The sequence below is a fragment of the Bacillus sp. FJAT-45037 genome, from assembly GCF_002797325.1.
Lineage (GTDB): Bacteria > Bacillota > Bacilli > Bacillales > Bacillaceae_D > Alkalihalophilus.
In genome coordinates, this window is the sequence record NZ_KZ454938.1 from 2,037,017 (window position 1) to 2,052,514 (window position 15,498).

Annotated in this window: 20 protein-coding genes; 7 read left to right on the plus strand and 13 right to left on the minus strand. The window is 38.1% G+C overall.

The features are described 5' to 3' along the window. Window positions 1-15: 15 nt before the first annotated feature. Together cls and mecA are read right to left on the minus strand one after the other, a co-directional pair. Window positions 16-1,527, minus strand: coding sequence for a cardiolipin synthase (cls, locus tag CDZ88_RS10515; protein ID WP_100373495.1), 1,512 nt, complete (start codon window positions 1,525-1,527; stop codon window positions 16-18). A 107-nt stretch (window positions 1,528-1,634) separates the two neighbouring features. After that, window positions 1,635-2,288, minus strand: coding sequence for an adaptor protein MecA (gene mecA, locus CDZ88_RS10520; protein ID WP_100373496.1), 654 nt, complete (start codon window positions 2,286-2,288; stop codon window positions 1,635-1,637). Between the two features lie 380 nt (window positions 2,289-2,668). On the opposite strand from mecA, the gene CDZ88_RS10525 reads away from it, so the two are divergent. Beyond that, entirely contained in the window at window positions 2,669-3,355 is a 687-nt protein-coding gene (locus tag CDZ88_RS10525) for a TerC family protein (RefSeq protein ID WP_100373497.1), read from the plus strand. Window positions 3,356-3,382: 27 nt separating this feature from the next. Here CDZ88_RS10525 and spxA read toward each other — a convergent pair whose 3' ends face one another. From spxA to trhA, 5 genes are all read right to left on the minus strand, one after another. Continuing rightward, on the minus strand, window positions 3,383-3,778 hold the full coding sequence (spxA, locus tag CDZ88_RS10530; protein WP_100373498.1) for a transcriptional regulator SpxA: 396 nt from the start codon (window positions 3,776-3,778) through the stop codon (window positions 3,383-3,385). 534 nt (window positions 3,779-4,312) lie between these two features. After that, window positions 4,313-4,882, minus strand: a complete 570-nt coding sequence (locus CDZ88_RS10535; protein ID WP_100373499.1) for a GNAT family N-acetyltransferase — start codon at window positions 4,880-4,882, stop codon at window positions 4,313-4,315. 210 nt (window positions 4,883-5,092) lie between these two features. Continuing rightward, the gene (locus tag CDZ88_RS10540; RefSeq protein WP_442857121.1) at window positions 5,093-6,280 is read right to left on the minus strand and encodes a putative glycoside hydrolase; all 1,188 of its coding nucleotides are present in this window, start codon (window positions 6,278-6,280) and stop codon (window positions 5,093-5,095) included. Window positions 6,281-6,339: 59 nt separating this feature from the next. Continuing rightward, window positions 6,340-6,570, minus strand: coding sequence for an excisionase family DNA-binding protein (locus CDZ88_RS10545; RefSeq protein WP_100373500.1), 231 nt, complete (start codon window positions 6,568-6,570; stop codon window positions 6,340-6,342). 135 nt (window positions 6,571-6,705) lie between these two features. After that, window positions 6,706-7,350 (minus strand): PAQR family membrane homeostasis protein TrhA, encoded by a 645-nt coding sequence (trhA, locus tag CDZ88_RS10550; protein WP_100373501.1) that lies wholly within the window; start codon window positions 7,348-7,350, stop codon window positions 6,706-6,708. A 166-nt stretch (window positions 7,351-7,516) separates the two neighbouring features. Between trhA and CDZ88_RS10555 the strand changes: the two genes are divergently transcribed. Both CDZ88_RS10555 and CDZ88_RS10560 read left to right on the plus strand, forming a co-directional pair. Beyond that, window positions 7,517-8,050, plus strand: a complete 534-nt coding sequence (locus CDZ88_RS10555; protein ID WP_100373502.1) for an HD domain-containing protein — start codon at window positions 7,517-7,519, stop codon at window positions 8,048-8,050. A gap of 318 nt (window positions 8,051-8,368) precedes the next feature. Continuing rightward, window positions 8,369-9,367 carry a sodium:calcium antiporter gene (locus CDZ88_RS10560; RefSeq protein ID WP_100373503.1) on the plus strand — a complete coding sequence of 333 codons (999 nt, stop codon included), beginning with the start codon at window positions 8,369-8,371 and terminating at the stop codon, window positions 9,365-9,367. A 61-nt stretch (window positions 9,368-9,428) separates the two neighbouring features. On the opposite strand, the gene CDZ88_RS10565 is transcribed toward CDZ88_RS10560, so the two are convergent. Continuing rightward, window positions 9,429-9,983, minus strand: a complete 555-nt coding sequence (locus CDZ88_RS10565) for a TlpA disulfide reductase family protein (RefSeq protein ID WP_100373504.1) — start codon at window positions 9,981-9,983, stop codon at window positions 9,429-9,431. Between the two features lie 89 nt (window positions 9,984-10,072). Between CDZ88_RS10565 and CDZ88_RS17630 the strand changes: the two genes are divergently transcribed. Continuing rightward, a complete protein-coding gene (locus CDZ88_RS17630; RefSeq protein ID WP_198507845.1) occupies window positions 10,073-10,237 on the plus strand; it encodes a hypothetical protein in 165 nt (54 codons plus the stop codon). Here CDZ88_RS17630 and CDZ88_RS10570 read toward each other — a convergent pair. Then, window positions 10,214-11,326, minus strand: a complete 1,113-nt coding sequence (locus CDZ88_RS10570) for an MGDG synthase family glycosyltransferase (protein WP_100373505.1) — start codon at window positions 11,324-11,326, stop codon at window positions 10,214-10,216. The two genes, CDZ88_RS17630 and CDZ88_RS10570, sit on opposite strands and share 24 nt — an antisense overlap. A 178-nt stretch (window positions 11,327-11,504) precedes the next feature. Between CDZ88_RS10570 and trpS the strand changes: the two genes are divergently transcribed. After that, the gene (gene trpS / locus CDZ88_RS10575; RefSeq protein WP_100373506.1) at window positions 11,505-12,494 is read left to right on the plus strand and encodes a tryptophan--tRNA ligase; all 990 of its coding nucleotides are present in this window, start codon (window positions 11,505-11,507) and stop codon (window positions 12,492-12,494) included. Window positions 12,495-12,602: 108 nt separating this feature from the next. On the opposite strand, the gene CDZ88_RS17845 is transcribed toward trpS, so the two are convergent. The 4 genes from CDZ88_RS17845 to CDZ88_RS10590 form a co-directional block, all read right to left on the minus strand. Continuing rightward, on the minus strand, window positions 12,603-12,725 hold the full coding sequence (locus CDZ88_RS17845; protein ID WP_269799258.1) for a hypothetical protein: 123 nt from the start codon (window positions 12,723-12,725) through the stop codon (window positions 12,603-12,605). A gap of 101 nt (window positions 12,726-12,826) precedes the next feature. Then, entirely contained in the window at window positions 12,827-13,573 is a 747-nt protein-coding gene (locus CDZ88_RS10580) for a YjbA family protein (RefSeq protein WP_100373507.1), read from the minus strand. 98 nt (window positions 13,574-13,671) lie between these two features. Continuing rightward, complete coding sequence (locus CDZ88_RS10585) at window positions 13,672-13,890, minus strand: hypothetical protein (RefSeq protein WP_100373508.1); 219 nt, start codon at window positions 13,888-13,890, stop codon at window positions 13,672-13,674. A 78-nt stretch (window positions 13,891-13,968) separates the two neighbouring features. Continuing rightward, entirely contained in the window at window positions 13,969-14,811 is an 843-nt protein-coding gene (locus CDZ88_RS10590; protein ID WP_100373509.1) for a DUF2268 domain-containing putative Zn-dependent protease, read from the minus strand. A gap of 168 nt (window positions 14,812-14,979) precedes the next feature. Between CDZ88_RS10590 and CDZ88_RS17435 the strand changes: the two genes are divergently transcribed. Together CDZ88_RS17435 and CDZ88_RS10595 are read left to right on the plus strand one after the other, a co-directional pair. After that, window positions 14,980-15,117, plus strand: a complete 138-nt coding sequence (locus CDZ88_RS17435; RefSeq protein ID WP_157796533.1) for a hypothetical protein — start codon at window positions 14,980-14,982, stop codon at window positions 15,115-15,117. Window positions 15,118-15,151: 34 nt separating this feature from the next. Further along, on the plus strand, window positions 15,152-15,430 hold the full coding sequence (locus tag CDZ88_RS10595; protein WP_100373510.1) for a hypothetical protein: 279 nt from the start codon (window positions 15,152-15,154) through the stop codon (window positions 15,428-15,430). The last annotated feature ends 68 nt before the right edge of the window (window positions 15,431-15,498 follow it).

Sequence of the window (15,498 nt, forward strand, 5' to 3'; positions counted from 1 at the left end):
GAGTTTTCGGTAACGTTATAATAATGGCGATAAAAGCCTTGACGTCGATTCAATCACCCGATGGAAGACTGGGCGGTTTTTAAATAAATCATAGTTAATTTGATTAGAGTGTTCAAGATCATAAACATAATCACTAACTAACGTTGTCACACTACTTGTTCTGTACAAATATGCATTGACTTCAAAATTTAAATGAAAACTTCTCATGTCCATATTAGATGTTCCGATCGATGCTATCTCATCATCGACAATAATAATCTTACTGTGCATGAATCCTCGATTATACTCATAAACCTTCACACCGGCTTCTAACAATTCAGGGAAATAAGATCTTGAAGCATGGAAAACAATTTTTTTATCAGGCCGGTTAGGAACGAGGATTCTTACATCAATTCCACTAAGTGCCGCGATCTTAAGGCCGCTTAATATATCATCATCAGGAATAAAGTACGGACTTGCAATCCAGATCGATTTTTTTGCCGAACTAATCATCGAAAAGAAGAGCTTTTTATTTACTTCCCACCTTGTGTCTGGACCACTCGCGATCATCTGCACCCCACCATCACCTTTAGTGGATGCTAGTGAAGGAGATAAGTACACTTGATTAAGAATCGTCTCTCCTGTCTGGTAGTGCCAGTCTTGTAAGAAAATAATTTGTAATGTGCGAACGGCTTCCCCTCTCACATATAGATGGGTATCTCTCCAATAACCAAAATATGAGTCTTTTCCTAAATATTCATCACCTACATTTAATCCTCCTACAAATCCCATGACTCCATCGATGACAATGATCTTGCGATGGTTACGGTAATTTATAGCATGAGTTAAAAAAGGTAATTTCACAGGAGAAAACGAAACCATTTCTACTCCAGCATGACGTAATTCTTTCACATAATCCTTTGAGAGTTGCCAACTTCCTACCCCGTCATATAAAAAGCGTACTTTCACACCATCTTTTGCTTTAGCAATTAAGATGTCTTTAATTTGATTCCCTAAACCATCATGACGGACGATGTAATACTCTAAATGAATATGATGTTCAGCCATTCGAAGGGCCTCAAGAATATGCGCATAAGTTTCCTTGCCATCTGTTAATACTTTCGTTTCACTTGAGAAAGAAATTGGGTTTTTCCCTAACTTATGAGCTAGACGAAATAAAAGTTGCTGATGTCCACCCATCTTGTTTATCTGTTCTTCATTTAGCTGACGTTGCCCCTCAATCTTATGAAACGTACGCTCATCTTCAATTGCTTTCTTTAGAAAACGCTTACTCTTTCGATGATTTTGACCAAACATCAAATAAAAGAAAAAGCCAACAACAGGAAATGCTGCAAGAACAAGAAGCCAAGTTAACGTTTTTGTCGGATGACGATTCTCAAAGAAAATCACAATCCCAATAAACACGACAGAAAGTGTAAACGTGACACTCAACGCCCCGACAAACCAACTTTGCAAAAAACCTCTCGCAAAATACAAGATGACTAAAATCACAGCAAAAAAAGCTAACACATTTAAACGATTTTTCATAGGAATCTCCTGCTAATGAATCAATAGCAGACATCTGCTACCATCCTTATTTTTACAACATTTATTCAGAAAGATAGCCGACTTCAAAATGAAATCGGCTGTAAGTCTTACTTTTTAGGAAAATGCTCTCTAAGTTGCTTGAGTGCATCCTCTGACATAATCACTTTTCCATACTCTTGCATACGGTAAATCGAAAGATCTGTTTCATAGCCGTACTCAAGCATTTGACTTAACATATCGTCTTGCTCATCTTCATTGTATTGTTCGTCATCAAATACAACATGTAGATAATAACGACCTTCGAAATGATATAGTACGTTTTCAATATCAGCAATAAAGAAGTTATGACTTAACGAAATAATATCTTCAAAATCATTAAATACCATCACAATCTCAAGCTGATCTGAATATTCAAGGTCATCTTCTTCATTTCCATGCCCTGTCATTAAGTCAACCATATTATCTCCTCGGCCGTCCTTATCTTGACTGACTGGGATCTCAAGCTTTACATTGCCGTCGGTCACTTGACCTCTAGTTACAACAATCTCTAACCCTTTATCTAATGCATGAACTTGAATCCATAAAGGACCATCTAATTCAAAATCATCTCGGTCACTTGCTTCATTCATCATTTCGAAGAAGAGCTCTTCGCCACGTTCACGATTGTACCAAATCTCGTCTCGGTCAAATCCCCGGTCCTCAATATCTTTATACGTTATAAAGAATTTAATTGTCGTCTCATTCACGCGTTCAATGTCCATGTTCGCTCTCCCTCCTATCGAACTTTACTACAACAGAATCTTATCACATCAGCTTGCCCTATTTCATACTACATCAACCAAGAAATACGATTAGGCAAAAACCATGTGTATGTTCTGTTCTCTATATTTTATGATAGATTCAATCAAAATGGAAATCTAAAAACCTATTTTTCTAAGATTTTTCTGGAAAAGGCTCTCTTCATTTATCTCTCTTTATTATAAGTTTTTATCATAATTCGAAGGTTAATCCAATATACGTGTTGTATAAGGTTTCTAAGACAAGCCATATTCCACTATGACTTCTCATTGTTACAGATCAGCTTATGTTATGTCAAGTAATAATATGAATAGTTTTTGACTAAAAAAGGATGATGTTGGATATGGAAACAGAGTGGATCATCTCATTACTAACAATTATCGGTGTAGACATTATCTTGGGAGGAGATAACGCCATTGTTGTCGCACTAGCATGTCGCAATTTATCCCCATCGATTCGTAATAAAGCAGTTGTATTAGGGATTGGCCTCGCCTTGGCGATAAGAATGTTTCTAACTGTAGTAGCTGTTGAGCTCTTAGAAATTCCATTTCTTCTAGGACTGGGCGGGGCTCTTCTCATCTACATCGCTTATACACTCCTTGCCTCTCATGATGATGGGGCAAACATAGACGGAGGAACAAATTTATGGACAGCCATAAAAGCCATCGTTATTGCTGATTTCGTCATGGGCTTTGACAATGTCATCGCCGTAGCTGGAGCTGCCCATGGTGATACAACACTTGTTATGATTGGGTTAATCTTTTCTGTTCCTATTATTATTTTTGGCAGTAAAATCATCCTATCTGCATTTGATCGCTTTCCAGTGATTGTCTATATTGGAGCGGGTATCCTTGCCTTTACTGCTACACGCATGATTAAGCATGAAGAAATGCTTGCTCCGTTGTTTATTCACCATCCTACATTTTCATTATGGTTTCAGATTCTAGTTATGGTCTCAGTTATGCTCATCGGATGGCTTGTAAACCGTAGAAGGATTACACTACGGGCAGAAAACAATAAAACCTTCTAGTCGCAAGCGACCAGAAGGTTTCTTAAATTAATTAACGAGACGCTTAGCTTCTTCAAGGTAGAACGAACGAACTTTACGAGGTAAAAACCTACGAATCTCTGCTTCGTTGTAACCAACTTGCAGACGTTTCTCATCAAAGATGATTGGGCGACGAAGTAAGCCAGGGTTTTCGCTAATGATTTTAAATAAAGTTTGTAGTGGTAGAGATTCAAGTTCCACATCTAACTCTTGGAACACCTTTGATCGAGTTGAGATAATTTCATCTGTACCATCTTCAGTCATACGTACAACTTCTTTAACTTCTTCCACTGATAAAGGGGACGAGAAAATATTGCGTTCTTGGAAAGGAATGTTATTTTCCTCTAACCACGCTTTTGCTTTTCGACATGAGGTACAACTTGGTGAAGTTAATAAAGTAACCATCTTGGGGACCTCTCCTTCCAGAATTGAGATCTATTGATGAAGATTATTGTTTGTTTTGTGTATAATTTATTATACTTTATTGGATTGAATTTGTATAGGTAAAGTAAAATTTATTATACAAAACTTAAACAAGAACTTGTACAATCGATTCGCTAGTTGTCTTTACCCATTATTTTTAACCTGTAAACATAATAGGTTTTTTAAACATTTTTTGTTTACTTAGTCTATTATACGATGTTTTCGTGATCTTAGTTTCACTTGTCACAAAATATACACAATTGAAATGTCAGAAAAGGGATCGCTTTCACGATTAAAAAAAGCACCACATAAATTATGCAGCACTCCTAATCGACACCTTAAAGTGTCTAATTACTTATTTGAATGCGTCAACGGTTTTCTACCCGTCGCACCCTTCCAACCTTTTAATTTTCCCTTAAAAAAGTCTTTCACCAAATCACGTTTACGTTTTCTTAGCTTATTCTTCTTTGAACCTTTCATTGTAAACACCATCCTTTACTTGGCGTTTAGGTTCACTCACACAGTTTCTTGACCTTTGTCTTCTACTTGCTTATAAGTGAGAACTTTGTCTACGTCTTCATACGATGAGCCATACAACTCTTTATCCTTGTACGCATGGATATTTTTATACGTGTGTTTCATTTTTTCGTAAATGCTGTGCTCTGACTCATCAGTAGGTGACCAAAATAAGATTTCAAGTTCGTTCACTTCGTTCGTTGCTAGTGATCGACGACGGTAGCCAATTGACTGAGCGTGTGTGAACCCTTCACGAGTGTAAAAACGTTGACGCTTTTCTGTGTCTGTTTCTTCATAATCAATCGGTTCTACTTCTAGAATAATCGGTTTGTTTTTCGCTTTTAATTTGTTAATGAGCTTCTTACCTAGACCTTGGCCGCGGGCATCTTTAGAGACAAACAAATAGTCCACAAACGAAAAATCGTCTGTCTCTACAAACATCATAACATGATGAGGACCTTCATCCTTATGGTAAATATCTGCTTTTTCTTTTAATAGTAGCTCCATATGTTCCTTTGATTTCATTTCTTCTACTGGGAAATATTTATTTAATTTTTCATACCAATTCATTGTCATGGCCTCCGTATATTGTTCTATCTATATTATATTCCTCTTTTTCAGATGCTTAAACACGCACATTGCGGCTCTATGATTAGAATGACCCCTCATGGTAAAGTTATCCGTCATCATGGATTATTTCCATACAATCTTGTCATTATCCTCCTAGATCCTCTTGATCTCAACAAAAAAAGCACCCGAGTTGGGTGCTTTTTGTTTTATTTAAGGTTTGTAGTTAACGTCAGGCGTGTAGCGGTTCGATGCATTCCATAGGAGAAATTCATCAATCCCTTCTTCATTTAATGCGCGAATTTGAGCTTCAACTTCCTTTTTACCATACACCATATAATTCCCTGAACCTAAATAACTAGCTGTGAAATCTTGTATCCACGGTCTTGATACAGGGGGATTATCTAAAGCATCTAATACTTGATTTTCAACCTTAGCATATTCCTTTGTTAACTCATATGGGTATAGATCTGGTTTGTCTATACCAAAATAAGGTGTCCAATGACTAGGATAAATCATCGATGAAATGACATCAACATTTTCAGAAATCATCGAGAAGTTCTGACCAATACCCGGTGCTTCAGAGATTGTTGCTGCATATCCAAAAATATCAACAGACACATCCACGTCATACGGAGCAAGGCGCTCTCTTGAGTAAGCCACAAAGTCCGTCACAGCTTGTACACGTTTTTGAACGTTGTCCCCGTCTCCACCTTCATACTCACCTACTGAATACTCTAATTGATCGTCACGACGTTCAAACCCTTCAGGGAATCTCACGTAATCAAATTGGATCTCTTTAAAGCCCATCTGAGCTGCTTTTTCTGCTATTTCGATATTGTAGTCCCATACTTCTTTTAAGAATGGATTTACGAAGGCTTCACCCCGTCTGTTTTTCCACACTTCTCCATTTTCTGTAAACGATAAATCTGGTCTCATTTCTGCAAGTACTGAATCCTTAAACACCACGACTCGAGCGATAGGATAAATATCATTCTCTTCTAATGTCTTCATCATTTCCTCAGGCTGACTAATAAAGTTTTTCGAGATATCATAAAATGGCGAATCTTCATCAGGACGATAGGTTAAATAACCATGATCTTCTTTAACATCGATGACCATTGCATTTAAGTCCGTCGTATCAAGGAGCTCAAGCAACGAACTAAATCGCTCTCCTCCTGCTGAATTTCCAGTCACATAAATTCCACGAACCCCGTCCTCTGGATATGTAAACGTATAGCCGGAATCATATACGAAACGCGACATATTCTCTGGAAGAGTGAAAGCCGTTCGCTCAACAACTTTCTGTGCATGGTCCCTTGCAGTGACTTGTGACGTTTCCTCTGCATGACCTTCAATCGGATTAAAATTGATGTAACCTATTCCTAGTATAATAACCATTATGATCTTTAATTTCATCTTCACCAATCCCACAGCCCTTCTTTTTCTATACCTATGTACTAATCTTCATCTTTTGCATCCCAATCCTCAGGGATCGGTTCAAGAAGCTCAGCTGAAATTTGCTTACGTTTTAATTCAAGCTGTTCTCTATGCCAATGAAATTGTTCCTTATTTAAAAAATAGCATTCGCCATCATAAACAGCTTTCAAATTCCCACACCTGATCTGTTCCTCAATGTAACGGGGACTTACGCCAAGATACTCTGCTAACTCAGCTATATCAACATACATGTCCAACCCTCCTTCAGAAAGTATAACGTCTTCTTGCTCCCTCGTCATCAATAACCCAAAAACATGTATGGTTTTCTTACTTTTAGTTTATAGCTTCAAAAAAAGTCGAACGACTAGAAGCCATTCGACTGTATCCTATAGTGGTAAAATAAACAAAAGAACGAGGAAGAAGTGCATGACACTTCCTGCTAAAACAAATAAATGCCAAACAGCATGGTGAAACTTAAACCCTCTCCAAACATAAAAGATCGTTCCAAGTGTATAGCACAATCCTCCACCCACTAAGAAAGCAAGACCCATATAAGAGAGATTTTCCATGATTGGCCCGATCGCAAAAATAGCCAACCACCCCATCGCTACATAAAACAATGTAGACAAAAACATAAATCTCTTAACAAAAAATGCTTTGAAAACAATCCCTATTGCTGCAAGTCCCCAAACAATTCCAAATAGAGCCCAGCCTCTAGAACCCTCGACAACAATAAATAAAATGGGTGTATAAGACCCAGCAATAAAGAGATAAATCGATGAATGGTCCAAGATCTCAAAAACATTTTTCGCTTTTCCCTTTGGTAGGGCATGAAGCATAGTGGACGAGAAATATAATAGAAGCATTGTTACCCCAAAAATTGTAAAGCTAACGACATGCCATGCATTTCCATATAAACTTGAATAAACAATTAACAACACGAGACCAACAATACTTAATAAAATTCCAATCCCATGAGTAATCGCATTTGCTATTTCTTCGCCTTTAGTAAATGTGTGCGTTGTTGCCATACGACACTCCCTTTTCATTTATTATCTATTGATTATAACAAAAAAATACCATTAAGAATATTACAGATGCTTAACTTTTCCATTGCATCCAACGAGATTGCTCTATATAATAGTAAAAATACTTTTTTATCATGTCAGATTTAATTAATTAGGAGGGAGAGCCATTATGAGGCACGTTACATTAGTTCAGATTTTTGACCACCCAGTAACTCAAAAATTCGTAAAACGTTCCGGTATGGCCCATGCGATTGCTTGTGCGTATCATGGTTATAAATTATCACTGACTCACAATGTCAATCCCGATCTGGCAACAAAAGCTGCGTTTCTTCACGATATTGGACATTACACATGGTACAAAAACGGTCGATGGGATTATGACTTATATAAGCAGAATGACATTCATGCTATCAAAGGCGCTGAACGTGCTCATAAATTATTGATTCGCTTAGGCGAACACCCTAGAGCAGCAAAAGAGATTGCTTTAGCCATTCTTCTTCATACAGACTCTTATTTACCACAAGGAGAGCTGTATTTGAAACCTTTGCAACAAGTTGTCGCCTTAGCCGATGAAGCCGATGAAGAGCCAGGTGGAGAACACCATTATCGAACCGTCTCAGATGAACGAGCAAAAAAAATGTTAGCGGAGCTCGATGAAAAAGTGGAGCAAACTTTGTCAAAATCTAGTTACCCAGCCTACTAACTTTACCATCGGTCGAATCTAGAGTCTTAAGCTTTTAAAAAAATAATTGACCCCTACTCAGTGCCATGCTACATTATTAACAAATGAATAGGCAACAACCCTAAAAAGGGGAGTAGCGACCTTTATTGGTCAATGAGTCGTCAAGACGGTGGTCACTATACCACTCGGTTCATTGAGCTTTGTGCAAACAGAGTACGCAAGACCTTTTTATGAGAGTTCGTTTTATTGGGCAAACTCTCATAAAAAGGTCTTTTTTGCGTTTTTTAAGGGTCTACATGTACCTATCGATTAAAAGCGTTACACTTGGAGGGATCATTCATGGTTTTTATTTGGTTTTTACTTGCTGCAGTAGTGACAGTCATCTCAGCGATTAAGCTTTCCACTTATGCCGATACAATTGGTGAAAAAACATCTCTTGGCGGCTTGGTTGTAGGTACAATATTTTTGGCAGGAGCTACATCTTTACCAGAAGTGACAACAACGATTTCAGCGATTGCCCTTAATAATCCTGATATTGCTGTTGGAAATGTTTTTGGAAGCAATATGTTTAATTTATTAATCATTGCATCATTTGACCTCTATTTCCGAAAACAACAAATTTTCAAAGGGGCTGCCAGATCTCACTTTTATACAGCCAGCCTTGGCTTACTGTTAGCGATCGTTGCGCTTCTTGCCTTAACTGTTCGCATTGACTTTACCCTCTTAAACATTGGGGTAGATATGTGGGTGCTGTTAGGGGTGTATGGTTCTGGTGTGTGGTACATTTCTAAGTTATCAAAGAAATACCCTGAAACAGCCGACCAAGAAGAAATGGTTGAGGAGGAATCAAAACTTGATTACTCTGCCATCTCCTTAAAAACAGCCATTATTGGATTTGCCATTGCAGCGATTGTCATTATGGGCGCCGGGACTCTTTTAACCATCTCGGGTGACAAAATTGCTGTTGTAACAGGACTTGGTTCGAGTTTTGTAGGAAGCTTTTTAATTGCTGCAACGACATCGCTTCCAGAAGCTGTTGCGGTGCTAGTCGCCTTACAACTTCGAAATCACAATTTAGCGCTCGGTTCCATCCTCGGTAGTAATCTGTTCAACATTTTAATTTTAGGTGTCGCCGATATTTTCTATCAGAATGGATCGATTATTGCGGATGTATCAAGTGTACATCAAATAACTGCTGCAGGAGTTGGGATACTGAGTGTCGTTGTGTTATACGCATTAGTCCGAAAATCTAATCAGACCTCACTACGATATGCGATCCCATCGATTATGCTGATTGCCTTGTATTTTATTTCCTCCTTCTTAATTTTTATTCAATAACCAAACAAACAGGAAGACCGCTTATTATTTAGTAGGCGATCTTCCTATTTGTTCATTCGCGTTAACGAAATACATACAAATCTTCCATCATGCTATGAGTCAGTCCTCCGTTAATTCGTTGAACGATAATGCCATTCTCATCAATTACTACAGTCGTCGGAATTCCGATAATCTGATACGCCTTCATTACGTCACCTGTCTCGTCTAATAACACATCGAAATTAGCTCCATAATGATTTAGAAAGGGGGTAATCTCTTCTTTACTAGCTTCTTGACTCGTCATATTGACGGCAACAAACACTGCTCCTTGATCTCTCAATCGCTTTTCCATCTCCATAATAATAGGCATTTCTTCTTGGCAAGGTCCACACCATGTGGCAAAGAAATTCACAACAATTGGTTTACCATGGTATTCCTCTAAAGCTACTGTCTTTCCTAGTAGTGTTGGTAATTCAAATGAGGCAGCTGAATTGCCCACCTGCACCCCTTCCTTCACTGACGCTGCAACAGCTTCTTCTACTTGCTTGAACACGCTATCTGATTGACTATACATAAATCCAACAGAACAAAGAATTAAAATCAATACCCCTCTAAAAAATGCTTGACGAACGGTCATTCACACTCCCCCTTCTTATTCACGCTTAAGATTGATATACTGTAGACTATGTCCAAAAAAACGAAATGATTCGAAAGGAACCGATGTTTATGACCAAGCTACAAATTTCACAAGTTATTGCCGTACTATTATTAGGTGTTTATGTCATTTGGTCTTACTCAACAAATACCGACACTGGGTTAATGTTCTACACGTTAGTTGGAGCGAATTTTTTATTGTGGATCTTCCGATTACGTGAAAGAAGACAGACTTAATTGGTTAATCACTTGCACAATTTCCTTGGCCGCCTCTGGTCGTTTGTGTTTGCGAGCATTGAAAACAAGAGATGAATGAACGCTCTCATTAAATAGAAGCATGTACACATTATCACTTAGTTCATTGATCGTATTCACTTTCACCGCCGTTCCAAGTTCTGTTAAGTATTGAGCATTTTCCTCTTCGTGACCAGGAACTGATTGATAAATAATGACTGGCGTCTCACAAGCAAGTGCTTCAGACATCGTTAATCCTCCAGCTTTTGATAAGATCACATCACTCGCTCGAACATATTCAATAAATTTTTCGGTATATGGAATAGTGACTACCTCATGTTTACTCATTACTTGTTCAACGTCCTTCATTACCTTCTTATTCTCTCCTATCATACAGAGAATTTGGATAGATTCGGGGATCTTTTCCAAGGATCGAATAACCTCTACATAATTTAAGAGGCCTAAGCCTCCACCTGCTAGCAATACAGTACGTTTTGAGTGATTTAATTGTAATTTCTTTCGTATTTCACTACGAGGGGCTAATATCGTTGGAACATGTGTAATCGGGATACCTGTGCAAAAGATAGGTTTACATGAATCTTTCATTTGAGCCTTTATTTCTTTAGAATCTGAAAAAGCAGCAAAATATCCATCTACCCCTGTTCTCAGATAAGCTGGGTGAAAGCATAAATCAGTAATGACGGTATAGATAGGAAGATTAGTGATCTTTTTTCTCTTCAAATTGGCTAAGATAGCTGTCGCGAATGGATGAGTTGAGATCAGTATCGTGCTTTCATTTGTCGAGATTAGCAATTTAAGCTTCCGACTCGCGAGTCGGATGATCCAGTCTGTAAGTAGATAGTGGGGTGCCCTAGAACTATAATGGTACAATCCCCGCCAAACACGTGGAGCTTTTTTTAATGTTAGGAGATAGAGGTCGACTATGGCCTTATGAAAAAGCGGATGAACGGCTTGAAGGGTATCTACGATTGTGACATGTTGTCCTTGTTGCTCAAATTGCTCTTTTAAAGCCTTTGATGCGGCATGATGACCATGCCCAATCGATACAGAAAAAATCGTAACCTTCCGCATTCCAAGCCACTCCCTTTCACATGAAATAACTCTCACTTTATTCTATTGTTTACCATTTTTACAGGATCATGCATAAACAACTTTGCTTGTGCTATGAATTTTAGGGACATTTTGATATGATTTAATATAAAAATACTGTACATAAAATGTATGTTTATTCTAGAAAGGTTGTGTCCGTATGAAAACGGTATTCTCAGGAATTCAACCGAGTGGCACTTTAACACTTGGTAACTATTTAGGAGCAATGAAACATTTTGTTCAAATGCAAGATGAGGCTAATTGTTATTTTTGTATTGTCGACCAACATGCGATCACCGTTCCACAAGATCGTCTAAAACTACGCGAAAATATACGTAGTCTTGCCGCTCTATATTTAGCTGTTGGAATTGATCACAAAAAAGCGACTCTATTTATTCAATCAGAAGTTCCAGCTCATGCTCAGCTAGGATGGATGATGCAATGTGTCGCCTACATCGGAGAGCTTGAGCGTATGACACAGTTCAAAGATAAGTCAGATGGCAAAGAAGCCGTTTCAGCATCGCTTCTTACTTACCCGCCATTAATGGCTGCCGATATCTTGTTATACAAAACAGATATCGTCCCTGTCGGTGAAGACCAAAAACAACATTTAGAGCTTACTCGCGATCTAGCTGAGCGCTTTAACAAAAAGTACAACGACCTCTTTACCATTCCAGAGGTTCGAATTCCTAAAGTCGGGGCACGAATCATGTCATTGAATGACCCTACAAAAAAAATGAGCAAATCAAATCCAAACCCTAAGAGTTATATTTCAATGCTCGATGATCCTAAAACGATTACGAAAAAAATTAAAAGTGCAGTCACTGATACAGATGGAGTGATTCGCTTTGATCGCGAGGAGAAACCAGCTGTTGCCAACTTACTTTCGATCTTCTCTCTTTGTTCTGGACGATCGATCGAAGTGTTAGAGGAAGCGTACGTGGGCAAAGGGTACGAGGAATTTAAGCAAGACTTAGCTGATGTTGTCGTTGAAACTCTTGAACCCATTCAACAACGATACGAAGAGTTAATCCAATCAGAAGAATTAGATCGAATTCTAGATGAAGGGGCCGAAAAAGCAAATCGCTCCGCTTCAAAAATGATTGAAAAAGCAGAACGCGCGATGGGCCTCGGTCGTAAAAAACGGTAATAGAATAGACCAGCATCTACTTAAAAAGTAGATGCTGGTCTATTTATGCTGCAAAAATTTTACGACGTCTGAATACTAAAAACGGACGAAATGCTCGTCCGTTTTAACTTAATACCCGTTATTTTTCTTCCATACCTTTCCAACAAAGAAAGATAATCCTAATGTACCTACAAGTAAAACAATTGTAAGGATCTGCATCACCAAGTATGCAAAGTTGTCCATTGTTTCCACACGTTTCCCCTCCCCATACATTGTATTCTATTTCATTATAGGAGAGTTGAAAGAGGTTGTAAATGTCCGAGTGAAAAGGTTCACTCGATAAACATAGTTCTTTACTTTACACTTTCTCCATGTTCAAGCTCCCATAACTTTTCAAAGAAAGCTTGTCCTTTCACAATTGCCTCACATAATTGATGATGTCGCTGTGACCAACCTACCTTAATTTCTTCATATAAACCATGCCATGCTTCTTCCCTTGACATTAATTGGATTCTCACATAATCATGTGGATTCCATTCTGTATACCAGTATCGCACTTCTGCATCATGTCCTGAATGATACAATTGATCAAGTGCCATGTACAAAATCTGTTTAATTTGTCGTTCTTTACGAGTTAAACCACGCATTTCATCTGGGTCTGCTGAAAGAATATGATATTCTTTTGTCTCCACTACACCCGTTAATTCAAAAACAATAAAATCATTTTGTTCAAGCATTTCATAGACAATTTGATCCTGTCTTGGGGTTAGCCGACTTTTTCTAATTGGCGTTTTATAACCCATGGTATCAACCGCTATAATTCCTTCGCCATCTGTCGCAATAAAACAATAATCTAGTTGAATTCTCGACATGTTCTTTCGTAAATAACTTTGCTGATGAACCGCTTCGAGTAAATCCTCAGGTAAATCACATAATTGATTTTCAATATAATGATATAATTCCTGGCTGACTTTAATCAAAATTGCTTGATCGAGAACCTCAATTCGGTCATCACTGCGCCATTCAAAGAAATCACACACATTGTAACCGTTTTCTTCCCCTTCAAACCAATTGACCCATACGTCCCTTATATGAACCATATGAAGCCCCCCTTACTGTAAACGATTTGTACCCACAGTATAGGCAAATTGCAGCCAGTTTATTCCATGATCAACAAGAACATTCCAGAATTCTTTTATCAGTTATTTTGATTACGCCGTTTCTCTGGCCAAACGATTGAACCGATTACCATTAAACTACCGACGATAAATATATAAAGCTCAGGCCTGTGCGAGATAAATTGTAAATAAGCCAAAAAACTATAACCTACTGTCATAATATTTAAATAGGCAAGTAAGCTTACCCCGCCTACAACGGCTGCACCAAATCCCATCATCATGATAAATAGCCTAACCATATTCACCCCCACCTATCTGTTTAAAATATAAAACGTCTTTCAGTCTCATATGCATGCCTCCTTTTCACCCAAATAGCATTAATCTAAAAAATTTGATGCTAACAGCAACTCACTTGCTTCCACTTTTGATAGGTCCTTGGTCGATTTTATACCGAGATGAGCGGCTGCAGATGCGACAATGTGATAACCACAACAATACCCTAACCAACGAGGCACCTGTTGAATGCCACCTCCATATAAATAAGAGAGATGTTTCCTTCTTCCCAATTCATTCAAGTGAGGAACTAGCCACTGTTTAAACAATCTAACGGCTTCTCGTTTTTTATACATCGACGTCCAAACAGCTATTTGATCTTCTCCAATTTCTTCTTTAACTGCAAATTCAGCAAGCCCCTCCATTATCATCGATTCAAGTAATGTTATGGAATCTTCTCTTACCAACGTCTGATTTAACCTAAGAATATGATGATATTCATGGGTGAAGATCGCGCGTAATTGATCGATTGATAAACCCTGATCAGCGAGAATAATGATGGCCTCTTGCATCGCCAAACCATTTTTCCCACCAAGTAATTGGACTTCTTTGCTGTTTGGGTTAGCTGGAAATAAATAAACAGGAATATCTGGTGCTTCCCACTTCTTTTGCAAGTGACAAAATTGAACAGCAAGGACATCCCAGTAGGCATTTTGCCTGAAATGTTCATAGATTGGCCTTGGATTAATAGAAGATGGAATTAAACCAATATGTTCTAATTGCTGTGATAATTGATATTCACCATGTGATTCAAAAAGAGATAGGAATGGTGTAATAAACAACTTCTGATGCCACTTTCTTTTCTCAGCTTCGTTTATTTTTTTACTCCATTCGTTTGTATAATGTGTGAACCACTTGTCCGTTCTTACAATCCCAATGAAGACCACTCCTCTCTCTTATTACTAAGGTATGTCAAGACGGTAAAAAATGACTCTACACTTTTATGAAGAATGAAATAATTTCTAATCGTTAGGTTGTAGCCTGTAATCCGCATGCACCTAGTTGGGCAGTTTTTCATAAGCTGTAGAAAGAATTGTAGGTATGGAGGTGAGCTTATGTCCGATCAAGATGAAACACGTCGGACGATCTTATTTATTGTGGTTGCTCTATTATTTGGTTCTTTTGTTCTGGGGATAGGACGAACAAATGGACATGGGAGCATGCGAACAGAAGATGTCATCCTCTTAGGGTAACCTTTTATACTGACTAGGATGGGTGGTGATCTATGTGAAGCGACAGAACGGTTCTTACAATGGCCAAAACAACAATTGCAACAACTCAAAAAAAGACTCCTATAACCTCACTCCTCAACAGATTGCTGTGATTGCGGCTTTAGCGACCAATGCTCTCACCGTCCGAGCGGTATTAATAGATAATGAGCAAAATGTTGAAATCGTCCTACAAGGAAATCTACGCCAACAAACACAATTAGAAAAAATTATAGATAAAGTAAGTGATATGCCGTTCGGTGATGTCGTGGATGCATTTATGAACCGGAAAAAGTAACTCATCATTTATAAACTCAAAACCATGATTTTAACTTAGTTCCTACAATCGAATAGTATTTTTGGATG